The 21,130-nt window shown below is 64.2% G+C and carries 19 protein-coding genes; 7 read left to right on the top strand and 12 right to left on the bottom strand.

Going from position 1 to position 21,130, the window contains the following annotated elements; all coding sequences use genetic code 11:
* Positions 1-47 precede the first annotated feature (47 nt).
* The gene (gene metG, locus AACG97_RS22035; RefSeq protein ID WP_009684569.1) at positions 48-2,087 is read right to left on the bottom strand and encodes a methionine--tRNA ligase; all 2,040 of its coding nucleotides are present in this window, start codon (positions 2,085-2,087) and stop codon (positions 48-50) included.
* Positions 2,088-2,244: 157 nt separating this feature from the next.
* Between metG and apbC the strand changes: the two genes are divergently transcribed.
* Entirely contained in the window at positions 2,245-3,339 is a 1,095-nt protein-coding gene (apbC, locus tag AACG97_RS22030; protein ID WP_009684570.1) for an iron-sulfur cluster carrier protein ApbC, read from the top strand.
* Between the two features lie 181 nt (positions 3,340-3,520).
* Here the strand turns inward: apbC and AACG97_RS22025 are convergent, their stop codons facing one another.
* The gene (locus AACG97_RS22025; protein ID WP_003254922.1) at positions 3,521-3,730 is read right to left on the bottom strand and encodes a cold-shock protein; all 210 of its coding nucleotides are present in this window, start codon (positions 3,728-3,730) and stop codon (positions 3,521-3,523) included.
* 327 nt (positions 3,731-4,057) lie between these two features.
* Here AACG97_RS22025 and dcd point away from each other — a divergent pair, with 327 nt between their 5' ends.
* Both dcd and AACG97_RS22015 read left to right on the top strand, forming a co-directional pair.
* Positions 4,058-4,624, top strand: a complete 567-nt coding sequence (gene dcd, locus AACG97_RS22020; protein ID WP_009684571.1) for a dCTP deaminase — start codon at positions 4,058-4,060, stop codon at positions 4,622-4,624.
* Between the two features lie 92 nt (positions 4,625-4,716).
* Positions 4,717-4,944 (top strand): hypothetical protein, encoded by a 228-nt coding sequence (locus AACG97_RS22015; protein ID WP_009684572.1) that lies wholly within the window; start codon positions 4,717-4,719, stop codon positions 4,942-4,944.
* Between the two features lie 7 nt (positions 4,945-4,951).
* On the opposite strand, the gene pdeM is transcribed toward AACG97_RS22015, so the two are convergent.
* The 7 genes from pdeM to AACG97_RS21980 all read right to left on the bottom strand — a co-directional run bounded on the left by pdeM (position 4,952) and on the right by AACG97_RS21980 (position 16,060).
* Positions 4,952-5,608, bottom strand: a complete 657-nt coding sequence (gene pdeM / locus AACG97_RS22010) for a ligase-associated DNA damage response endonuclease PdeM (protein ID WP_047149549.1) — start codon at positions 5,606-5,608, stop codon at positions 4,952-4,954.
* Entirely contained in the window at positions 5,605-8,052 is a 2,448-nt protein-coding gene (locus AACG97_RS22005; protein WP_054881158.1) for a ligase-associated DNA damage response DEXH box helicase, read from the bottom strand. The genes pdeM and AACG97_RS22005 overlap by 4 nt, the downstream gene beginning before the upstream one ends.
* A 67-nt stretch (positions 8,053-8,119) precedes the next feature.
* Positions 8,120-9,235, bottom strand: coding sequence for a succinylglutamate desuccinylase/aspartoacylase family protein (locus AACG97_RS22000; RefSeq protein ID WP_009684577.1), 1,116 nt, complete (start codon positions 9,233-9,235; stop codon positions 8,120-8,122).
* 159 nt (positions 9,236-9,394) lie between these two features.
* A complete protein-coding gene (locus AACG97_RS21995) occupies positions 9,395-11,053 on the bottom strand; it encodes an ATP-dependent DNA ligase (RefSeq protein WP_009684578.1) in 1,659 nt (552 codons plus the stop codon).
* A complete protein-coding gene (locus tag AACG97_RS21990) occupies positions 11,050-12,066 on the bottom strand; it encodes a ligase-associated DNA damage response exonuclease (RefSeq protein ID WP_009684579.1) in 1,017 nt (338 codons plus the stop codon). Before AACG97_RS21990 ends, AACG97_RS21995 begins: the two co-directional genes overlap by 4 nt.
* Positions 12,067-12,174: 108 nt before the next feature.
* Positions 12,175-14,616 carry a penicillin acylase family protein gene (locus AACG97_RS21985; protein ID WP_054881157.1) on the bottom strand — a complete coding sequence of 814 codons (2,442 nt, stop codon included), beginning with the start codon at positions 14,614-14,616 and terminating at the stop codon, positions 12,175-12,177.
* Between the two features lie 103 nt (positions 14,617-14,719).
* A complete protein-coding gene (locus AACG97_RS21980; RefSeq protein WP_009684583.1) occupies positions 14,720-16,060 on the bottom strand; it encodes an aminotransferase-like domain-containing protein in 1,341 nt (446 codons plus the stop codon).
* A gap of 180 nt (positions 16,061-16,240) precedes the next feature.
* On the opposite strand from AACG97_RS21980, the gene AACG97_RS21975 reads away from it, so the two are divergent.
* From AACG97_RS21975 to AACG97_RS21960, 4 genes are read left to right on the top strand one after another with little or no spacing between them, the layout of a single operon-like run.
* Positions 16,241-16,945 carry a serine O-acetyltransferase gene (locus AACG97_RS21975; RefSeq protein ID WP_009684584.1) on the top strand — a complete coding sequence of 235 codons (705 nt, stop codon included), beginning with the start codon at positions 16,241-16,243 and terminating at the stop codon, positions 16,943-16,945.
* Complete coding sequence (locus AACG97_RS21970; protein ID WP_029886592.1) at positions 16,942-17,730, top strand: alanyl-tRNA editing protein; 789 nt, start codon at positions 16,942-16,944, stop codon at positions 17,728-17,730. Before AACG97_RS21975 ends, AACG97_RS21970 begins: the two co-directional genes overlap by 4 nt.
* A complete protein-coding gene (locus AACG97_RS21965) occupies positions 17,727-18,938 on the top strand; it encodes an MFS transporter (RefSeq protein ID WP_009684587.1) in 1,212 nt (403 codons plus the stop codon). Before AACG97_RS21970 ends, AACG97_RS21965 begins: the two co-directional genes overlap by 4 nt.
* Complete coding sequence (locus tag AACG97_RS21960; RefSeq protein ID WP_029886591.1) at positions 18,935-19,837, top strand: pyridoxal-phosphate dependent enzyme; 903 nt, start codon at positions 18,935-18,937, stop codon at positions 19,835-19,837. The genes AACG97_RS21965 and AACG97_RS21960 overlap by 4 nt, the downstream gene beginning before the upstream one ends.
* A gap of 84 nt (positions 19,838-19,921) precedes the next feature.
* Here AACG97_RS21960 and AACG97_RS21955 read toward each other — a convergent pair whose 3' ends face one another.
* Genes AACG97_RS21955 through AACG97_RS21945 form a run of 3 tightly spaced genes read right to left on the bottom strand, consistent with a single transcriptional unit; the run spans position 19,922 to position 21,082 of the window.
* Positions 19,922-20,119 (bottom strand): SEC-C metal-binding domain-containing protein, encoded by a 198-nt coding sequence (locus AACG97_RS21955; RefSeq protein ID WP_009684590.1) that lies wholly within the window; start codon positions 20,117-20,119, stop codon positions 19,922-19,924.
* Positions 20,120-20,126: 7 nt separating this feature from the next.
* Positions 20,127-20,603, bottom strand: coding sequence for an LEA type 2 family protein (locus AACG97_RS21950; protein WP_009684591.1), 477 nt, complete (start codon positions 20,601-20,603; stop codon positions 20,127-20,129).
* Positions 20,600-21,082, bottom strand: a complete 483-nt coding sequence (locus tag AACG97_RS21945) for a YchJ family protein (RefSeq protein WP_009684592.1) — start codon at positions 21,080-21,082, stop codon at positions 20,600-20,602. The genes AACG97_RS21950 and AACG97_RS21945 overlap by 4 nt, the downstream gene beginning before the upstream one ends.
* Positions 21,083-21,130 lie beyond the last annotated feature (48 nt).

The following is a 21,130-nucleotide window of genomic DNA, read 5'->3' as shown; positions in this document are numbered from 1 at the left end:
GCCCGCCGCAGAAGCCAACGGGGCTGCCAGGCAGCCCCCACGGTCAATTACTTGATGCGCTGGCCTGGCTTGGCGCCGCTGTCCGGGCTCAGCAGGTAGATTTCTTCACCACCAGGGCCTGCCGCCATGACCATCCCCTCGGACACGCCAAAGCGCATTTTCCGCGGTTTCAGGTTGGCGACCATCATGGTCAGGCGGCCTTCGAGCTTGGATGGGTCCGGGTAAGCCGACTTGATGCCGGAGAACACATTGCGGCGTTCGTCCCCGATGTCCAGGGTCAGCTGCAGCAGCTTGTCCGCACCCGCCACGGCTTCGGCCTTGACGATCAGTGCCACACGCAGGTCCACGGCGGCAAAGGTGTCGAACTCGATTTCTGCCGACAGCGGGTCCTTCGCCAGCTCGCCGTTGCCTGCCGGGGCCTTGGGTTCGGCGGCCAGCAGGTCTTCCTTGCTGGCGGCGACCATGGCTTCGACCTTGGCCAGCTCGATACGGCTCATCAGCGCCTTGAACGGGTTCAGCGTGTGGTTTTCCAGGCGCGACAGGTGGTCGTTCCAGGTCAGCGGGGCCACATTGAGGAAGGCCTCGGCGTCGGCAGCCAGCAGCGGCAGTACCGGCTTGAGGAAAATCACCAACTGGCGGAACAGGTTGATGCCCTGGGCGCAGATCGCCTGCACTTCGTCCTGCTTGCCCTCCTGCTTGGCCAGGGACCACGGCGCCTTGTCGGCGATCCAGGCATTGGCACGGTCGGCCAGCGCCATGATTTCGCGCATGGCGCGGCCGAAATCGCGGCCTTCGTAGGCCTCGGCAATGGACGGGGCGGCAGCCAGGAAGGCTTCGGTCAGTTCAGGCGCGGCATCACCGCTAACCATCACGCCCTGGTTACCCTTGTGGATGAAGCCGGCACAGCGGCTGGCGATGTTGACTACCTTGCCAACCAGGTCAGAGTTGACCTTCTGCACGAAGTCTTCCAGGTTCAGGTCTAGGTCGTCGACGCCGCGGCCCAGCTTGGCGGCGTAGTAATAGCGCAGGTACTCTGGCTGCAGGTGGTCGAGGTAGGTACGGGCCTTGATGAACGTACCCCGCGACTTCGACATCTTGGCGCCGTTGACGGTCAGGTAACCGTGCACGTTGACGGCGGTCGGCTTGCGGAAGCCCGCGCCTTCGAGCATGGCTGGCCAGAACAGGGCGTGGAAGTTGACGATGTCCTTGCCGATGAAATGATACAGCTCGGCCGTGGAGCCTTCGCGCCAGAACGCATCGAAGTCCAGTTCCGGGCGGCGCGCGCAAAGGTTCTTGAAGCTGGCCATGTAGCCGATAGGCGCATCGAGCCAGACATAGAAGTATTTGCCCGGCTCACCCGGAATTTCGAAACCGAAGTACGGCGCGTCACGGGAGATGTCCCATTCCTGCAGGCCGGAGTCCAGCCATTCGGCCAGCTTGTTGGCGACTGCGTCCTGCAGCGTGCCGCTGCGGGTCCACTGTTGCAGCATGGCCTGGAAGTCGGGCAGCTTGAAGAAAAAGTGCTGCGAATCGCGCAATACCGGGGTGGCCCCGGAAATGGCCGACTTGGGGTTCTTCAGTTCGGTCGGTGCGTAGGTGGCGCCGCATTTCTCGCAGTTGTCGCCGTACTGGTCTTCGGCCGCGCACTTCGGGCAGGTGCCCTTGATGAAGCGGTCGGCCAGGAACATGCCCTTTTCCGGGTCGAAGTACTGGGTCACCGAACGGGTGGTAATGTGCCCGGCCTCACGCAGGCGCGTGTAGATGAGGCTCGACAGCTCACGGTTTTCTTCGCTGTGGGTGGAGTGGAAGTTGTCGAAGTCCACCAGGAAGTCGGCGAAGTCGCTGCTGTGTTCGGCCTGGACGTTGGCAATCAGCTGTTCCGGGGTGATGCCTTCCTTTTCCGCGCGCAGCATGATGGCCGAGCCGTGAGCGTCGTCGGCGCAGACGTAAATGCACTGGTTCCCGCGCAGCTTCTGGAAGCGTACCCACATATCCGTCTGGATGTACTCCAGCATATGGCCAAGGTGGATCGATCCATTGGCATAGGGCAGGGCGCTGGTGACGAGAATCTGGCGTGGCTCGGACATGGTGGCTCGGCTACTTATCTGGCTCGGGGTAAAAATGAGGGTGATCGGCCACTATAAAGGGCTGGTGAAGATATTTCACCCCGCAAGCGCATCTGCTGATGATTGACGGGTTAGGATAGGCGCCTGTTTTACATTCAGTTTGCCAATGGGAGTCTCCATGAGTGCCGTCACCCGTGCCGCCATCGAAGGCGTGCTTCGCCAGTACACCGACCCCTACCTGAACCAGGACCCGGTCAGCGCCGGTTGCGTGCGCGCCATCGATATCCAGGGCGGGCATGTCAGCGTGCAGTTGCAGTTGGGCTATGCCGCCGGGCTGTTCAAGAACGGCTGGGCCCAGGTGCTGCAGACCGCCATCGGCAACCTCGAGGGCGTCAGCGGCGCCCAGGTGTCGATCGACTGCGTGGTTGCCGCGCACAAGGCCCAGGCCCAGGTGCCGGCCATGGCCAACGTCAAGAACATCATCGCCGTGGCCTCGGGCAAGGGCGGCGTGGGCAAGTCGACCACCGCCGCCAACCTGGCCCTGGCGCTGGCCCGCGAGGGTGCCCGGGTGGGTATTCTGGATGCCGACATCTATGGCCCCAGCCAGGGCGTTATGTTCGGTATCGCCGAAGGCACCCGCCCGCAGATTCGCGAACAGAAGTGGTTTGTGCCGATCAAGGCGCATGGCGTGGAAGTGATGTCCATGGCGTTCCTGACCGACGACAACACGCCGATGGTCTGGCGTGGCCCGATGGTCTCGGGTGCGCTGCTGCAGTTGGTGACCCAGACTGCGTGGGACGACCTGGACTACCTGGTGATCGACATGCCCCCGGGCACCGGTGACATCCAGCTGACCCTGGCCCAGAAGGTGCCGGTGGCCGGGTCGGTGATCGTTACCACACCACAGGACTTGGCCTTGCTCGATGCCCGCAAGGGTGTGGAAATGTTCCGTAAGGTCAACATCCCGGTACTGGGCGTGGTCGAGAACATGGCCGTGCACATCTGTTCCAACTGCGGCCATGCCGAGCACCTGTTCGGCGAAGGCGGTGGCGAGAAACTGGCCAGCCAGTATGGCGTCGATCTGCTGGCCTCGCTGCCACTCTCGATGGTCATCCGCGAGCAGGCCGACAACGGCAAGCCGACCGCCATTGCCGAGCCGGAAAGCCAGATTGCCATGGTCTACCAGGAACTGGCGCGCCAGGTAGGGGCGCGGATCGTGCTGCAGGAAGCTGCAGCGCCGGCGATGCCGAGCATCACCATCAGCGAAGATTGACCTGAGAGCGAGCCGCCTGCTTTGCGGGCATGCCCGCTCCTACAAGGACTGCACAGCACTTGAAGCTGCGCGATCCCTGTGGGAGCGGGCGTGCCCGCGAAGAAGCCAGCGCCGAATTTCGACCAAGCATAAAAAACCCGCCAGAAGGCGGGTTTTTTGAAAGCTAGGAAGCTAGATCGGCTTAGGCGATCTGAACTTCTTCAGCCTGCATGCCTTTCTGGCCGCGGGTAGCGACGAAAGTAACAGCCTGGCCTTCTTTCAGGGTTTTGAAGCCGTCAGCTTGGATGGCTTTGAAGTGCACGAACAGGTCGTCGCCCGACTGAGGGGTGATGAAGCCGTAGCCTTTCTCATCGTTGAACCACTTAACAACACCGGATTGACGGTTGGACATTTTTCTGTCTCCTTGGACAATTTGATAACGGTCAGGAAACACCCTGACCGGGACTGAGCGCAAAGAGAGCAGAAAATTCAGCGATGGGCCGATCAGGATCGTGCATCAAACTAGAGATTCTCGGTGTCACGTGCAGCACAGTGGCGCCACCTTACCCCACTTTCCGCAACCTGCCAATGGTCTGAATGCGGTTTAGGCAAATTCGGATCGACGGCGGCTGCAAGCCGCGCCCGACGCGGGGTGAGGGATGGAACTTTAACCTGGGCGCCGGGACCGGTAAGATGCGCACCACGTTTTCCACCACGCAACTCTTCAGGACACCCCGCCATGAGCATCAAATCGGACAAGTGGATTCGCCGCATGGCGCAGGAACACGGCATGATCGAGCCGTTCGTCGAGCGCCAGGTGCGCGGCGAGCAGGACAGCCGGGTCATCTCTTTCGGTGTTTCCAGCTACGGCTACGACGTGCGCTGCGCCGACGAATTCAAGGTGTTCACCAACATCAACTCGGCGACCGTCGATCCGAAAAACTTCGACGCTGGCAGCTTCGTCGACATCAAGAGCGACGTGTGCATCATTCCGCCGAACTCGTTCGCCCTGGCGCGCACGGTCGAGTACTTCCGCATTCCGCGCGACGTGCTGACCATCTGCCTGGGCAAGAGCACCTACGCCCGTTGCGGCATCATCGTCAATGTCACCCCGCTGGAACCTGAGTGGGAAGGCCACGTTACCCTGGAATTCTCCAATACCACCACGCTGCCGGCAAAGATCTATGCCAACGAAGGCGTGGCGCAGATGCTGTTCCTGCAGTCTGACGAAGCGTGCGATGTGTCGTACAAGGACCGCGGCGGCAAGTACCAGGGCCAGCGCGGCGTGACCCTGCCGCGGACCTGAGCCGACGAGCGCGGGGAATTACCTGCGCTTTTGCCACTCCAACGAAGTACGCCGGTGTTCATGATGTGCATCGGTTTCGTCAGGAGCAGCCAATGAAACTCCATCCCGCAATCAGTGCCAAGCTGGCAGGTCTGCAGCCCAACCACATCGGGTTGTTGCCCTGGGCTTTGCTGGCGCATCCGTTGCCCATGCAGGCCGGGGGCGTGCCCCATCAGCCTGACCCCGATACGCCGCAGCCTGCGCAGCCAGGTGAATCCCCACCCATGGAACCGGGCGAGCCGACCTTGCCTGACGAGCCTCCCCCAGCGCCTGTAGCGTGATGCGCTGCTAAAGCGGCCAGACCCGGCCGGCGCCAGCCAGGTAGACCTGGCTGGTGGGCAGCGGCGCTATTTCCCAGCCGCCGGTGAACTCACCGAATGCGGGCAGCAGGCTCACTTGTTCGTCGATCAGAAAGCACGGCAGGCGCAGGCGTTGCCTGGCCCTGCCACGCAGGATGAAGACCGGGTGCACGTGGCCGGCCAGCACTGGCCGTTCCGGGTGAGCATGCGGTTCGTGCTGCAGGGCGAAGGGGCCCAGCAGCCAGGGTTCATCCAGCACTGTGATGCCCAGCGTTTCGGGGGGATCGCCGGCGTTGTGATCGTGGTTGCCGCGTATCAGCACGATGTGCAGGCCGGGATGGCGGTCGCGCCATGCCTGCAGACGAGCCAGCGTGGCAGGTGCGCGCGCGCTGCGCGCGTGCAGGAAGTCGCCGAGTACGATCAGCTGTTCGCAAGCGTAGTGGGCGAGCAGGTCATCCAGCCGCGCCAGGGTCGCCTCGGTGGTGCCGCGCGGCACCGGTTGGTGCAATGCGCGATAACTGGCGGCTTTGCCGATATGCACGTCGGCAACCAGCAATGCACGCTGCGCTGGCCAGTAGATGGCCTTGTCCGGGAGCAGCCATAACTCCTGGCCGCAATGTTCAATGGCCTGATGCTGTTGAGTCATTCCTTGTTCGCCGCCTGTTCCAGTTCTGCCACCATTCGCGCAATACGGTCCGCCAGCTTCTCGGTGCTCAACGTCTCGCGCATGCCCTCCACCAGCAAGGCGAACGCCAGCGGCCCCGGCCGCTTCAATGCTCGCAGGTCCAGTTGCAGGCCGGCCATCTTCAACAGTTGGCGGTGCAGGCGGTCAATTTCCAGTTCCTCGCTCAGCACCTCGTCGCGGGCCTGGCCGAGCAGCAGGTTGCCTGCATCATGTTTGCGAAACACCTCGTAGAACAGGCCACTGGAAGCCTGAATCTGCCGCATGCTTTTCTGCGCCGCCGGATAGCCGCCAAACACCAGCCCGGCAATCTGGGCAATTTCCCTGAAGCGGCGTAGCGCCATTTCACCCGCGTTGAGGCTGGCCAGCACATCCTCCAGCAGTTGCTCGGTGCCCAGCGCCTGCGGTAAGTGCGTCGCCCAGTCCACATGGCCAGGGCTGAGCAGCTCGAAGCCATAGTCATTTACGGCAATCGATACCGACAGGGGTTGCTGGCGGCTCACCCGCCAGGCAATCAGGTTAGCCAAGCCCAGGTTGGCCATGCGCCCGGCGAAGGGGTACAGGAACAGATGCCAGCCCTGGCGCGACTTGAAGGTCTCCGCCAGCAGCGTAGCCGTGGTGGGTAGAGCCGACCATTGGGCTTGCAGTGCCAGCAGCGGGCGCACGGCGCGCATTTCCGGGCCGGTAAAACGTTCATGGGCGGCAGCGTCGAGCTGTTCGACCAGCGCATCGGCCAGCTCGCTCGACAAGGGCATGCGCCCGCCGTTCCAGCGTGCTATGGCAGCCTTGCGTGCGGTGCTGCGGCGTACGTAAGCGGTCATGTTTTCCACCCGCACCAGTTCCAGTACCCGCCCGGCAAATACCAGCGTATCGCCGGGCCTCAGGCGGGCGATGAAGGCCTCTTCGACACTGCCCAGCGTCTTGCCGCCGCCGCCCTTGCTCCAGTATTTGAGCTGCAGGCTGGCATCGCTGACGATGGTGCCGATGCCCATGCGATGGCGCCGCGCCAGGCGCTCGCTGGCCACTCGATAAACGCCGTCGGGATGGCGCTCGACGCGCTGGTAGTCGGGGTAGGCCGTCAGTGAACTGCCGCCGTGGCAGACAAAGTCCAGGGCCCACTGCCACTGGCTGTCGCGCAAGCCGGCGAACGCCCAGGTGCTGCGCACTTCGGCCAGCAACTGGTCGGCGCGAAAGCCACTGCCCAAGGCCATGCTGACCAGGTGCTGCACCAGTACGTCCATGCACAGCCGGGGGGAGAAACGCGCCTCGATGTGCCCGGCTTCCAGTGCCTGGCGAGCGGCTGCTGCCTCGACCAGCTCCAGGCTGTGGGTAGGTACGAGGGTTATCCGGGAGCGCCGCCCGGGTGCATGGCCCGAGCGGCCGGCCCGTTGCATCAGGCGTGCGATGCCCTTGGCCGAGCCGATTTGCAGCACCCGCTCCACGGGCAGAAAGTCTACCCCCAGGTCCAGGCTGGAGGTGCAGATCACCGCCTTCAGGCTGCCCTGCTTGAGGCTGCGTTCGACCCAGTCGCGGGTTTCCCGGGCCAGTGAGGCATGGTGCAAGGCGATCAGGCCGGCCCAGTCGGGGCGGCTTTCGAGCAGGGCCTGGTACCAGAGCTCGGCTTGGGCGCGGGTATTGGTGAACACCAGGCAACTGGCGCTGGCGTCGACCTCGCGGCTAACCTGGTCGAGCATTTTCAGGCCCATGTGCCCGGCCCAGGGAAACCGTTCTATGGCCCCGGGCAGCAGGGTATCGACCTGCAGTGCTTTGTCTTGCCGGCCTTGCACCAGCAGGCCGCCCTCGGGCAGCAGCACGTCCCGTGCATGCTGCAGGTTGCCCAAGGTGGCAGACAAACCCCAGGTCGGCAGGCCTGGGTGCCAGCGGCGCAGGCGGGCCAAGGCCAGCTGCAGTTGTACGCCGCGTTTGTTACCCAGCAACTCGTGCCATTCGTCGACCACTATCAAGCGCAGCGTGGCGAAATCGGCTTCGGCCTGGGCACGCGTCAGTAGCAGGGTCAGGCTTTCCGGGGTGGTGACCAGCACGCTGGGCAGGCGCCGCGCTTGCCGGGCCCGCTCGGCACTGCTGGTGTCGCCGCTGCGTACGCCGACACTCCACGGCAAACCCAGCTCATCGAGGGGCGCTTGCAGGGCGCGCGCAGTGTCGGCGGCCAGGGCACGCATGGGCGTGATCCATATCACCTGCAAGGGTGCTGCCTGGCGCCCCTGCGCCTGGGCCTTGAATGCGCGCAGTGCCGCCAGCCACACCGCGTAGGTTTTGCCGGCACCGGTGCTGGCGTGCAGCAGGCCAGACTCGCCGCGCTCTACCGCCGCCCAGACCCGGCGCTGGAACGCGAACGGTTTCCAGCCACGTTTGCTGAACCAGGCGTTGGCGAGGTCGGTGGTGGGCATGGGGCGCAGGGTCCTTCGAAGGTTGTGCTTCTACAGACCACCCGCCGGCGGCAATGGTTTTACCGGATCAATTGCCCAACAGGTAACCGCTCCGGCACACCTGCTCGCCGGCCACATGGGCGATGACCATGCCCGCGGTAGCCATGCGCCGTACGCTGCGGGCGTACAACAGACCGGCCTGGCTATTGCGCACGGCAGTGACCCGGTCGCTGAGGGGGTCGATGACTTCGGCGATCAGTTGGCCTGCCGCCAGTTGCTGGCCTGGTTTGGCGTGGTGCACCAGCAACCCACCCAGGGGTGTCGCCACCGGTTCTACGGCGGCCAGCGGTGTAGCCGGGCGCAGCAGGGCGGGGAGTGCCGGCTTGGCACCCTCGATAATGCCGGCATGGGTGAGGAAGTCGAGAATCGCCCCGCAATCCTTGCTGGCCAGTGCGTGGCTGACGTCGGCCTGCCCGCGCAACTCGACTGTGACCGAGCAACAGCCCAACGGGATAGGGAAGCGTTTGCCGAAGCGCTGCTGCAACTGCCACCAGACCAGGCTGAAGCACTCGTCGAACGACTGCCCGCCCGAATCGGTGGCCAGCAGGCTGGCCTGTGCACCCAGGTAGCGGGCCAGCGGCTCGATCTGCGGCCAGGCGTCGGGTGTGGTGTACAGGTGCTCCACCGCTTCGAAGTCGCAGTGCAGGTCCAGTATCAGGTCGGCATCGCAGGCCAGCCGTTGCAGGATCAGGCGCTGGGCCTGCAGCGGCGTACGCGCCGGGTGCGCGTCCAGCCCGCGGCGCAGGTACTCGCGGATCAGCGCAACGTTGTGGGCAGGGTCCTGGCTGAGGTGCTCTTCGATCTGGTCGCCGATGGTGTCCGACAGGTCGACGAAATTACGGTTGAAATTCTCGCCACTCTGTAGCTCGAAGCGCCCCAGTGGCGCGTCCAGCAGCACCTGCTCCAGGCCAACCGGGTTGGCCACCGGCACCAGGATGATTTCGCGCTGCAGACGGCCTTGTTGTTCCAGTTCTGCCAGGCGGCGCTTGAGGTGCCAGGCGACCAGCATGCCGGGTAGCTCGTCGGCGTGCAGCGATGCCTGGATATAGACTTTGCCACCACCGCGGGGGCCGAAGTGGAAGCTGTGCAGTTGGCGGGTGATGCCCGGAACGGGTGAGAGCAGGTCGTGTGTTGAATGGTGCATGGTGGTCCTGGCTGCGTGGCGAAAACGGTCTGCGACACGGGTCGGCACACAGATAGAAGCACAGTTTTCGGCGTTGTGCCTGCATAGGGTTTGCCGAAACTCGGTGAGGGTGGGCTGCGCGAGCGAGCCCGCCCACACCGCGGCCACCCAGCCAGCAACCTAGGCCAGCAAGGCCTGCAGCGTCGCCAGGTCGTCGGCCTCTTCCACCGGTTTGTCCAGGCGCCAGCGCAGCATGCGCGGGAAGCGCACGGCGATACCGCTCTTGTGCCGGCGGGACAGGGCGATGCCCTCGAAGCCTAGCTCGAACACCAGGGTGGGGGTCACGCTGCGCACCGGGCCGAAGGTTTCCACGGTGGTTTTGCGGATGATGCTGTCGACCTTGCGCATCTCCGCGTCGCTGAGCCCTGAGTACGCCTTGGCAAACGGCACCAGTGCCCGCCCAGGCGTGCCGGCCGGCGCGTCCCACACGGCGAAGGTGTAGTCGCTGTACAGGCTGGCCCGGCGGCCATGGCCACGTTGGGCATAAATGAGCACGGCGTCGACGCTGAAGGGGTCGACCTTCCACTTCCACCAGGTGCCCATGTCCTTGGTACGGCCCACGCCGTACAGGGCCTCACGCTGCTTGAGCATCAGGCCCTCGACGCCAAGGCTGCGGGATTGCTCGCGCTGGCGGGCAAGGTCGGCCCAGTCCGGGCCTTCGAGCAGCGGCGACAGCAGTACCGGGGCAAGCGGGTGTTCTTCCACCAGGCGTTGCAGCTGGGTGCGGCGCTCGTGCTGCGGTCGGCTACGCCAGTCTTCGCCTTGCCACTCCAGCAAGTCGTAGGCTTGCAGCACGACAGGCGCGTCGGCCAGCAGCTTCTTGCCCAAGGTTTTGCGGCCAAGGCGCTGCTGCAGCAGCGCGAATGGCTGCACGGCCAGTTCCGTCGATGACTCGCCCGGCTTCCACACCAGGATCTCGCCATCCAGCACCACCCCATCAGGCAGTGTCTGCGCCAGGCCATGCAGTTCGGGGAAACGCTCGGTGACCAGCTCTTCGCCGCGTGACCACACCCAAAGCTGGCCCTCGCGCTTGACCACCTGGGCACGGATGCCGTCCCACTTCCATTCGATCTGCCAGTCACTCGGCGGGCCGAGCAAGGCGTCGAACTGCTCGCTGGGCACCTGCAGTGGGTGGGCCAGGAAGAAGGGGTAGGGCTGGCCGCCGCGCTGACTGTGTTCATCGGCGGACTCCTCGGCGATCAGCTTGTGGTAGCTGGCGGCGCTGGGGCGGTGACTGATGTCGGTATACCCAACCAGCCGCTGGGCCACGCGTTTGGCGTCCAGCCCGGCCAGTTGCGCCAGCGCACGGGTGACCAGCAGCTTGGACACGCCCACGCGGAAGCTGCCGGTGATCAGCTTCAGGCACAGCATCAGGCTGGGGCGTTCCAGTTGCGCCCACAGCGCTGGCAAGCGTTCGCGGACCTGCTCGGGCGGCAGGCCCCGCAAAGGCAGCAGATGGTTTTCAACCCAGGCTGCCAAGCCTTCGTCATTGCCTTCTGCATGCTGCGGCAGCAGCAATGAAATGGTTTCGGCCAGGTCACCGACTGCCTGGTAGCTTTCCTCGAACAGCCAGTCCGGCAGGCCGGCCATGGCCGTTGCCAGTTCGCGCAGCAGGCGCGTCGGCACCAACTGCCGAGGGCGCCCACCGGCCAGGAAATACACCGCCCAGGCAGCATCTTCGGCGGGCGCGGTGGCGAAGTAATCACGCAGCGCTTCGAGCTTGGCATTGCTGGAAGTGGTCGCGTCCAGGCGCAGGTACAACGCAGCGAACGCTTTCATGGCGCAGGCTCGGGCGTGGCTGCATCGTCTTCGTCGCCATACTCGGTCACGAAGGCACGGGCATCCAGGCCTTGTTCGTTGAGGTAACGCACCAATACATTGACCGAGCCATGGGTCACCATCACCCGTTCGGCACCGGTCTGGCTGATGGCCCAGAGCAGGCCTGGCCAGTCGGCATGGTCGGAAAGCACAAAGCCCCGATCCACACCCCGGCGCCTGCGGGTGCCGCGCAGCAGCATCCAGCCGCTGGCGAACGCGTCGCTGTAGTCACCGAAGCGGCGCATCCAGCTGCTGCCGCCGGCTGACGGAGGCGCCAGGACCAACGCCCGGCGCAGCATGGGGTCGTTGCGCGCGATATCGCCGGCATAGCGGGTATCGGGCAGATGCACACCGGCTTCACGGTACACCCGGTTGAGCGGTTCGACGGCGCCATGCACCAGGATCGGGCCGATGCTCGCGTCCAGGCCGTGCAGAATCCGCTGGGCCTTGCCGAAGGCGTAGCAGAACAGCACGCTGGCCTTGCCCAGTTCGCAATTGGCCCGCCACCAGGCATTGATGCCGGCGAAGATCTCGCTTTGGCTTGGCCAGCGATAGATCGGCAAGCCGAAGGTCGACTCGGTGATGAAGGTGTGGCAGGGCACCGGCTCGAAGGGGGTACAGGTGCCATCAGGCTCGACCTTGTAGTCGCCGGAGGCTACCCAGACCTCGCCCTGGTACTCCAGGCGCACCTGCGCCGAACCCAGCACATGCCCGGCCGGGTGCAGGCTCAGGGTCACGCCGTGGTGCTGCAGGCGCTCACCGTAGGGCAGGGTCTGCAAATCGATGTGCTGGCCCAGGCGGCTGCGCAGGATGCCGGCGCCCGGGCTGGCGGTCAGGTAGTGGCCGTTACCGGTGCGGGCATGGTCGCCGTGGCCATGGGTGATCACGGCGCGGTCCACGGGCCGCCACGGGTCGATGTAGAAATCACCGGGTGGGCAGTACAGGCCTTCGGGGCGAGCGATGACGAGGTCCATGGCGTAGGCGCTGGTTACCGAGAGTACTTGTTAGGAGCTCGGAACCAGCTTGGGAGTTCGAACCATTTCTTCGAGGGAAAGGGTCACAGGCTTCCATGCCCGGGTACGCTACTTGCCCGGCACCAGCGTCAAGCGCTGGTTGCCATACGCTCGCGCGAAGTTCTGCTGTTGCAGCGGCAAGCTCATGAAGCGCCCTTTGAACCAGGCATCCAGCCCATCGCTGTAATGGGCGCTGGCCGGGTTGCCGGACTGGCCACTGCTGGTCAGCACCTGCAGCGGTTCGGCCTGGCCGAAGTCGACGATCATGCGCGCGGAGGCGGGCAGGCGGGTGGTGAAGTCACTGCCCCAGGCGTACGGGGTGAGCGCGAGGGTAGTGAAGTCGCCACCTGCGGCTTGCGGCGCACGGCTGAGCGCATCGCCCAAGCCATGGTAGGCCGGCGCCGGCCAGTGGTACTGGTGCAGCTTGCCCCATTGCCAGGCGCGGCGGTCGGCGCCCAGCTGCGCAGTGCCGGCATCCACGGCTGCCGCCAGGCTGCGGGCCAGAATGGCTGGCTTGTCTTCTTTCTGCGGGGTGTTGCGGTCGTCCCAGAACGGGCTGTCGTCGCGCCCCAGCAGGTGATCGGCCTGTGCCGAGAACGACAACCGCGCGTTGCTTACGAAGGCCTGCCAGGCAGGGCTGGACGCAGGGCCGAGGTCATCGAGGAAAGTCTGCCTGGCGACTTCCTGCAGGAACAGTTCATACAGCGCGGCGTCTGCCGATACCGGGCTCAGGCGACCGTCGAATGCCTTGAGCCGCGCCAATGCCTCGCGGGCCTTGTCGCGTTGTGCGCCTGGCAGGGCGTCGATTGCCTGCTTCAGCGGCTGGGCCATGCCGGGGGCGTCGAACATCTGCTTGAGCTGATTGGCCAGTAGCGTGACCTGGTCGTTCTGCAGGGCCATCAGGCTGCGGCTGTCATGGCGGCCATTGCCAGCCAGCTGGGCCAGGCGCTCGGCACGCTCAGGGTAGTACCAGGTGCTGGACAACTGCATGCCATAGCCGCGTGGCTGGCTGCGCTGGTTGGCATGGCCGATCCAGCCAGCAGTGGGGTCCTGGTCGTACGGGTGCAGCATCGGGTCGGCGTAGCCGTCCCAGTCATAGCGCCCGTCCCAACCAGGGGAGGGCAGCAGGCCCTGGCCTTCGCGGCGGTTGGGGTAGCGCCCGCTGACCTGCCAACCGATGTGCTCGGGCTCGGCGAACACGAAGTTGAGGGCGGCCGTAGTGACCTCGCGGGTGCTGTCGAAGGCGCGCTCGAGGTTGCCGGCGCGGGTCAGGTCGAAGAGCGCATCCAGGCTCCGGTCGCCCTTGAACTGCGGCAAGTTCAGGGCCAGGCCCAGGCTGGCGTTGTCGGGCTGGGCCAGCAGGGTGCCGTGGCGGGTGTCATACATCACTTCGCGCTGTGGCCGCTGGCCGCGCACGAAGAAGGTTTCGCTGCGCGCGCGGGCCGGCAACCACTTGCCATCTGCCAGGTAGCTCAGCTGGCTGCCCTGGCGGCGCAGTTGTTCCAGGAACAGGTCCTGGTTGTCGGCCATGACTGCGCTGCTGCTCCAGGCCAGTTTGCCGTTGTAGCCGGCCAACACGATCGGCAGGCCCGGCAGCGACAGGCCGGCAACCTGGTACTTGCTGGTGTGGATTTGCACCGGGCTGAGGGCCCAGGCGGCGCGGCTGTCACTGGCCAGCAGGCTTTTGCCGCTGCGGCTGCGTTGCGGGCCCAGGGCCAGGTTGGCCGAGCCTGGGCTACCGAGCAGGTCGAGGTCGGCCAGCTTCTGGCTGGCGGCCGCCAGCGCCGGCAGCCCTGGCAACTGGCTGGCCAGGTTGAGGCCCTTGAGCTTGTCGACTTCGCTTGTGGCCAAGGGCTCGTCCGGTGCACCGGGCAGCAGCCAGGCCAGTTTGTCGCTGCCGACTTTCTGCGCCAGGGTCAGGGCGCTGAGTTCTTCCTGCAGGTTCACCGACTGGCTGAACGCATACAGGCAGAAAAGCAGCGCCGAATCTTCAGGCTTCCAATATTCGGGGCGATAGCCACTGTTGGCCAAATCCGCTGGCAGCTTATCGCGGTAGCGGAACAGGTAGGCATTGACCCCGCGTGCGTACACCTCGAAAAAGCGCTTGAGCCGTGGCGATGCGTCGGCGTATTGCTGGGCGGCGCTTTGCTTGAGGTTGGCGGCGCGCATCAGGCGGTCGATGTCGAGCGCGTCGCTGCCGGCCAGTTCCGCCAGGCGGCCTTGGGCCAGCAAGCGCATGGCGACCATCTGTTCGATGCGGTCGCCGGCATGCACATAGCCCAGGCTGAAAAGGGCGTCATGGAAACTGCTGCTTTCGATCAGCGGTGCGCCCATGGCATTGCGCCGCACCGAGACGTTCTGTGCCAGGCCCTTGAGCGGCTGCACGCCGCTGGCGGGTGGCACGCTGCCCTGGTAGCCGCCGGTCTGGCAGCCGGCCAGCCCAAGCAGGCCGAGCAGCGTGGCAGCGGTGGTGAACCGCGGGCGGAAATGAGGAAAGGCGGCGGCGGCCATGGCAAGGGCTCCTGCAGGGCGAGGCGAGTTTGCAAAGGCGCTAAGGTAGTGAGCGCGCAGGCGCCATGCAAGGTCCCAGGTCGGTTTATTTGCCGGTGGCGGGTCAAACCTCGAAGTGCCCTGCCAGGGCATCGGAAAAATGCGTGCAATTGATGCGGGCGTAACGCCGGTAATCACGGCTGACAGCGAACGCCGAGCCGGGCATCAGCAGGATCTTGTGTTGTTCCAGCTTGCGCATCAACGGCTGCAGGTCAGGCAGTTGCGGGTGGTAGACCCAGAGGAACATGCCACCCTGCGGCGCGATCTCGAACTGCCAGCCGCGCTCGAGCAGCAAACGCTGTGTCTGTACTTGCTGGCGGATCAGCCGCTGCTGCACATCTTTCATGTGCCGGGCGTAGGTGCCGTCCGACAGGATGGTGTTGACGAAACGCTCGCAAAACGCCGGCACCGCCACGCAGGTCAGCAGCTTGAGGCGGGTCAGCGGCTCGATCAGGTCTTGCGAGCAGGCGATGAAACCTACCCGTAACGACGCCGACAGGCATTTGGAAAAGCTGCCGATGTAGATGACCCGGTCCAGGTTGTCCAGTTCGGCAAACGTCTGGCGCACGGCCGGGCTGAAGTCGCCATACACGTCATCCTCCACCACGTAGAACTCGTGTTCCACGGCCAGGCGCAGCACGCTGAAGGCGTTGTGCGGGCTGATGTTGCTGCCAGTGGGGTTGTGGAAAGTGCTGTTGCAGAAAAACGCCTTGACCTTGTGCCTGGCCAGGTAGCTGCGCATTTCTTCTACGTCTGGCCCGTCCTGGGTTCGGCGGATGCCGACCACCTGGCCGCCGGCCAGTTGTATCAGCTTGATCAGGTTGCCGTTGCCCGGCTCGTCGACGAACACATGGTCACCCGGCTTGATCAGCAACCGGGCGACCAGGTCCAGGCCCTGGGTGGCGCCAAGCGTGGTCAGCAACTGGTTGGGGCGCACTTCAACCCGGGTCAGGCGTTTCATGTGCACGCACAGCTGTTTGCGCATGGGCAGGTAGCCCTGGATATCGCCGTACTCGGCCAGGGAGCTTTGCTCCAGCCGCGCCGTGCGCCGAATCGCCTTGGCCAGCAGCTCGGTGTCGCGCCACGCCGGGGGCAGCCAGCCGCTGCCAAGTTTGGTGTAGTGCTGGCCGCCCTGCAGCAGCCGGAACAGCGGGTCGCCGGCCATGCACTCGGGTTCGTGGATCACGTTCGCCTGCCGGCTGCGGTTGGCGACGAAGTAGCCGCGCCCTGGCGAGGCGGTCAGTACCCCTTCGCTGACCAGCTGGGCATAGGTCGAGACCACATTGTGGTAACTGAAATCGACCGCCGCCGTGAGCTTGCGAATGGAGGGCATGCGCTGCCCAGGCAACCATTCCCCTGCATCCAGGCGTTGCTTGAGCAATTGATGAAGGCTGCAGGTGCTCATGGCAGGTTCCCAACCGTTAGAAAAAAAAGCCTAACAGTTAACGGAAATGCTTGTCGACTGTTCGTTTGCACATGGCCATTACCTGCCACTATTCCCTCGTCGGAACTTTCGGCTGCCAGCCCTGGCAGCCCGTTTAACGTCTGTAAACACCAGACAACTGGATATAGAGCCGTGCACCCTATGGACATGCAATCAGCCGTCATTGCCAGGCTTCCTGTGCCTGAAGAACTGGAGTCATTCAACGTTGTAAAAAACCTTGTGACCTCGGCGTTACTGGAGTGCTGTTCAATTGAAGAATTCGAAGCGCTGAAACAAACCGATGTTATTGAACGGGTGGCGGAACAGGCCCATGACGACTTGTTGGCATTCGCCAGCAAAGACCCTGCCGCCGGCCGCGACCTGGTATTCATTGCCCGAACTTATACTTCCTATTCGGCGGTTTTGCATTATCGGCTTGCACACTGGGTGTACCGCCATGGCGCATCGGTATATGGCGCCGGTGGGCAGTGCCTGGCCGCCATGATCTCGCGCCGCGGCAAGATGCTGTCGGGCGCAGAGATCCACTTCCGCAGCCGTATTGGCGCGCGCTTCATCATCGACCACGGCATGGGCACCGTCATTGGTGAAACCGCGACCATCGGTGACGACTGCTACGTGCTCGGCGGCGTCACCCTGGGGGCCCGCGGCATCAGCGGCAACCCTTCCAGCCCCCGCCACCCGACGCTGGGCGACCGGGTTCAGGTCGGCGCGTTCGCCAGCGTGCTAGGGGCTATCCACATTGGTGACGGCGCCTTCATCGGGCCGGGCTGCATCGTTACCAAAGACATCCCTGCCGCCGCCCGGGTGCAGGTCAAAACATCATTGCAGGTGGTACTCGAGTCATGAATGCTCTGAATTACGAAGTTCTGCGCAATACCGAAAAACTGTATTACAAGGATCAATACCTGGCCGCTGCCAATACGCAAGTAACGCGTGTGCACAGCGACGGTATCGAGTTGCAAAGTACCGTGGCTTATCCAGAAGGCGGTGGCCAGGAAGCTGATTATGGAATCATTGAACTTCCGATCGGCAAGGTGCGTTTTGTCTGGGTCAAGAAACTCTATGGCAGCCCTATTCGCCTGGAAGGTTTCAAAGGCGGGAAACTGGGCGGCATCATCATTCACACCGTGCACCCGGACGACTTGCACTTGCTCGATGAAGTGACTGTCGATATGCCTGCCCGTGTGAGCATCGATATTCAACGGCGCGAGCGGCTAACACTCTCTCACAGTGCCAGCCACTTCCTGTATGCCGCTGCCATCGGCCTGCGTGAGGAACTGAAGCAGTGGACCATCGGCTGCCACATCAAGGAGGACACGGCTCGGTTCGACTTTCTGGTCGAGGACGCCTTCACCGCTGAGGAGGTGATCGAGATAGAACGGCGCGCCAACGAACTGATCGGTGGCGACGCGCCCATCGAGCATTACGCCGTCGAGGGGCTGGAAGACGCACGCTTGTGGACCTACAACGGCATCGAGATTCCGTGTGGTGGCACCCACCTCGATTCGCCAAGGCGCATAGGGCGCCTGAGCGTGAAGCGCAAACGGCTGGGCAAAGGCAAGGAACGCCTGATCTGCGTGTTCCCGGATGCCGAAATCGACCTTGGCGCCTACCACGAGCATGCCTTATGAACACTACCCTGCCGCGGCGCACCTACCTGTACTTCACCGCCCAGTCGATCAACCTGACCACCGCCGTGATGTCGGTGACCATGGCGGCCATCGTTGGCGCCGCACTGGCCCCCGACGCCGCATGGTCGACGGTGCCGTATGGGTTCCAGTTCCTGTGCCTGATGCTGGCAACCTACCCGGTTTCCAGGTTGATGAGCCGTATCGGCCGCAAGAAGGCCTTCATGCTGGGGGCCATTCCGCTGGCGGTGTCTGGTGTCAGCGGCTTTCTGGCGGTGGAGCACCAGCATTTTGCCACGCTGGTACTCAGCCACTCGGCGCTGGGTGTTTACATCGCCTTCGCCAACTTCAACCGTTTTGCCGCCACCGACAACCTTTCCCAGGCCCTCAAGCCAAAAGCCCTGTCGCTGGTCGTGGCCGGGGGCGTGATTGCCGCCGTGGTGGGCCCGACGCTCACCGAGTGGCTGCGCGACGTGGGTGGCTACCCACTGTTCTCGCTGTGTTATGCCGCGTTCATCGGCCTGGCGCTGTTGTCTTTGTTGATTGCAGTGTGCCTGCCCAACGACACCGGCCTGGCCGCTGCAACCGGCAGCGCTGCCACGTCGGCCAGCAGCCGCAGCGAGCCTTTGAGCCCCAGCGTGTTGGTGGCAATGGCGGTCGCGGCGCTGGGCTACGGCATCATGAACCTGCTGATGATCCAGGCCTCGATGCACATGAAGCATATGCACGAAGACTTTACCGACGTGCGCCTGGCCATCCAGTGGCACGTGATCGCCATGTTCGCCCCGTCATTCTTCACCGGGGCGATCATCCAGCGCCTGGGCATCCGGACTACCATCTGCGCGGGCCTGGCCCTGTTGATCGGCTGCTCGGCGCTGAATATCTGGTCGCACAGCTACAGCATGATGACCGTGGCGCTGATCGCCCTGGGGCTGGGCTGGAACCTGACCTACGTCGGTGGCGGAGCCTTGTTGGCGCAGTCGCTGCAAAACAGCCCGGCAGCGATGCAGATGCAGGGCAAGAACGATCTGGGCATTGCCATCTGCGCCACCATCGGTGCGTTCAGCCCCGCGCTGCTGTTGAGCACAGTGGGCTGGGACGGCACCAACGCCATCTGCATGGCCCTGTGCATCGGCCTGCTGATCGCCACCGTTGGCCTGTTGCAGAACAAGGCCTGCCTGCAGACTTCCATGGAAGGGAGCCGAAAATGAGCGAACTCATCAACGTCAGCGAGCGCATCTACACCAAGCTGGAAATGAACAACCCCGGTGGCAGCCACAAGTACCGCGCCGCCCGGCGCATCGTTGAGCACGCCGTGCGCAACGGCGACATCATCCCAGGGGTGACCACGGTCATCGAAAAAACCGGCGGCAGTTTTGGCTTCGGCTTGCTGGCGGCATGCCACGCGTATCAGGTGGCCGTCGAGCTGGCGGTTGGGCTGAGTTTCAGCCAGACCAAACGGGACTTGCTGGAATGCTTCGGCGCCCGGCTGATTGGCAAGGAAATGCTGATGGCCGGTGCCACGCCCAAGGACGTGGTGATGCACCACCTGGAAAACCAGGCCGCGCTGGGCAAGTCATACTTCTATACCGACCAGTTCAACAACCCGGTGGGTATCGAAGCGCACCGCTACCAGACAGCCAGTGAACTGGCGCTGCAACTGACCAACGCGGGCGCCGGCAAGGACATCCTGTTCGTTGGCTGCGCGGGCACGGGCGCCAGTTTCACAGGCATTACCCTGGGGCTGAAGGATCACGGTTTCGAGGTGTCGACAGTGCTGGTCGACCCCAACGGCTGTGACTCCAAGGCTGGCGTATTCACCGATCACCGCTTCGAAGGCATGGCGGTAGGCGTCAGCCCGCCATTTCTGGACTGGTCGCTGGTGGACGAACGGGCGCAGGTGCAGCATGCCGAAATGTTGGCAGCGCAACGTTGGTTCTATATGCAAAGCGGGGTCTTCGTCGGTAACACTGCCGCCGCCTGCCTAGCGGTTGCCCAGCGCATGGCCCAGCAGCCGCGCTATGCGGGGACCACCTTGGTGACAATCGCCTATGACGCCGGCCTGTGGTACCAGGACTTGCTGGGGGCGAACCGGCGCAAGGCCGCGTAGCGCCAGGCACGGCGGGCAGTGCTGGACCGGGGGCATGGTGCGCGAAGCAGGCGCGGCGGGCCATACCCCCACAGACGCGCTAGATCAGGCGCCGTGGCACTTCTTGAATTTTTTCTCGCTGCCGCACGGGCACGGGTCGTTACGGCCAACGTCCTTCAGGGCGTTGCGTACCGGCTCCTGATGGCCGTGGTTGCAGTGTGGGCCGTGGACATGGCCGTGGTCGTGGTGATGGTCATGGTCGTGGTTGCAGTCAGGGCCATGAACGTGGGGTTGTTGGGACATTGCAGGGTTACTCCGGGATGTGATCGCCGGGGATTATCTCACCACTGCGCGATAAGTGCAGGTCCCGGTGAATCAGCAGGCCAGTGGCCAGGTCGCCCTGCAGGGTGTAATGCAGCGGCTGCCCACTTTTCAGCAGCTTGGCCAGTGGCTTGAGTTGCCGCCAGAGGTTGGTGCGTGCGGTGATCTTGAAGGTTCGCCGGTCGTGGCCGCCTACGCTGCGCCACAGGCTGGTTTCATCCTGCACCAGCAGCAGGTCATTGAGCCGCACGGCATAGGCCAGGCTGCGAATGAACAGACGGCTGTCGTTGGGGTTGATGACCTCCAGGTGCAGTACGAATTCCTGCTGCAGCAACCTGGCCTTGACCGTTTCGACCTCGACCAGGTGCACTTCAGGCGGGCGCCAGTCGTCTGCGCTCCAACTGGCGCAGCCCGTCAGCAATGCCAGCAGCGAACCGAGCAGCAGCAGACGGGCGCGTTCGATCATGCTCGGTTCCCCATGTAACTGGCGCAGCATTTCTTGAACTTCTGCCCGCTGGCGCATGGGCAAGGGTCATTGCGCCCGGCCTTCAACGCGACCGTGGGGTCTATGAAGTACCAGCGCCCGGCGTGCTGGACGAATGCCGAGCACTCGCGGTGCTGGTGGTCGCCGTCCGGGTCGTGCCAGCGTGCGGTGAACGTGACAAAGGCATGCTCGGGCTGGCCGCCCAGCACTTGGGCGCTTTCCACTTCCAGCCCCAGCCAGGTGCTCTGGGCGCTCCAGGCGGCCATGCCGGCGCGGTCCAGCTGGGCCTGTTGGGCTGGCAGGGTGGTGGCGACCAGGTAGTCGACCAGGCCCAGCACGTAGGCACTGTAGCGTGAGCGCATCAGCGTCTGGGCGTCGGGTGCGGGGGTACCGGCATGGTAATGCCCACAGCAGGCATCAAGCAGGTTGCCACTGCCACAAGGGCAGACCGAGACACTCATCATCACCACCAGTACTTGCCAAAGTTTTCCGGGTTGGCCCAGAACTGA

The sequence above is a fragment of the Pseudomonas sp. Nvir genome, from assembly GCF_963778085.1.
Taxonomy (GTDB): Bacteria; Pseudomonadota; Gammaproteobacteria; order Pseudomonadales; family Pseudomonadaceae; genus Aquipseudomonas; species Aquipseudomonas juntendi.
Note: the sequence above shows the minus strand (reverse complement) of the source record. Positions and strands in the feature narration are given on the sequence as shown.

Excerpts from the sequence above, each read along its gene's own strand:
- AACG97_RS21965 (WP_009684587.1), top strand. The coding sequence starts at position 17,727 with ATGAACACTACCCTGCCGCGGCGCACCTACCTGTACTTCACCGCCCAG.
- AACG97_RS22005 (WP_054881158.1), bottom strand. The coding sequence starts at position 8,052 with ATGCCCACCACCGACCTCGCCAACGCCTGGTTCAGCAAACGTGGCTGG.
- AACG97_RS21995 (WP_009684578.1), bottom strand. The coding sequence starts at position 11,053 with ATGAAAGCGTTCGCTGCGTTGTACCTGCGCCTGGACGCGACCACTTCC.
- AACG97_RS21985 (WP_054881157.1), bottom strand. The coding sequence starts at position 14,616 with ATGGCCGCCGCCGCCTTTCCTCATTTCCGCCCGCGGTTCACCACCGCT.
- AACG97_RS21970 (WP_029886592.1), top strand. The coding sequence starts at position 16,942 with ATGAATGCTCTGAATTACGAAGTTCTGCGCAATACCGAAAAACTGTAT.
- AACG97_RS21955 (WP_009684590.1), bottom strand. The coding sequence starts at position 20,119 with ATGTCCCAACAACCCCACGTTCATGGCCCTGACTGCAACCACGACCAT.
- AACG97_RS21975 (WP_009684584.1), top strand. The coding sequence starts at position 16,241 with ATGGACATGCAATCAGCCGTCATTGCCAGGCTTCCTGTGCCTGAAGAA.
- metG (WP_009684569.1), bottom strand. The coding sequence starts at position 2,087 with ATGTCCGAGCCACGCCAGATTCTCGTCACCAGCGCCCTGCCCTATGCC.
- AACG97_RS21950 (WP_009684591.1), bottom strand. The coding sequence starts at position 20,603 with ATGATCGAACGCGCCCGTCTGCTGCTGCTCGGTTCGCTGCTGGCATTG.
- pdeM (WP_047149549.1), bottom strand. The coding sequence starts at position 5,608 with ATGACTCAACAGCATCAGGCCATTGAACATTGCGGCCAGGAGTTATGG.
- dcd (WP_009684571.1), top strand. The coding sequence starts at position 4,058 with ATGAGCATCAAATCGGACAAGTGGATTCGCCGCATGGCGCAGGAACAC.
- AACG97_RS22025 (WP_003254922.1), bottom strand. The coding sequence starts at position 3,730 with ATGTCCAACCGTCAATCCGGTGTTGTTAAGTGGTTCAACGATGAGAAA.
- apbC (WP_009684570.1), top strand. The coding sequence starts at position 2,245 with ATGAGTGCCGTCACCCGTGCCGCCATCGAAGGCGTGCTTCGCCAGTAC.
- AACG97_RS21980 (WP_009684583.1), bottom strand. The coding sequence starts at position 16,060 with ATGAGCACCTGCAGCCTTCATCAATTGCTCAAGCAACGCCTGGATGCA.
- AACG97_RS22000 (WP_009684577.1), bottom strand. The coding sequence starts at position 9,235 with ATGCACCATTCAACACACGACCTGCTCTCACCCGTTCCGGGCATCACC.
- AACG97_RS21990 (WP_009684579.1), bottom strand. The coding sequence starts at position 12,066 with ATGGACCTCGTCATCGCTCGCCCCGAAGGCCTGTACTGCCCACCCGGT.
- AACG97_RS22015 (WP_009684572.1), top strand. The coding sequence starts at position 4,717 with ATGAAACTCCATCCCGCAATCAGTGCCAAGCTGGCAGGTCTGCAGCCC.
- AACG97_RS21960 (WP_029886591.1), top strand. The coding sequence starts at position 18,935 with ATGAGCGAACTCATCAACGTCAGCGAGCGCATCTACACCAAGCTGGAA.
- AACG97_RS21945 (WP_009684592.1), bottom strand. The coding sequence starts at position 21,082 with ATGAGTGTCTCGGTCTGCCCTTGTGGCAGTGGCAACCTGCTTGATGCC.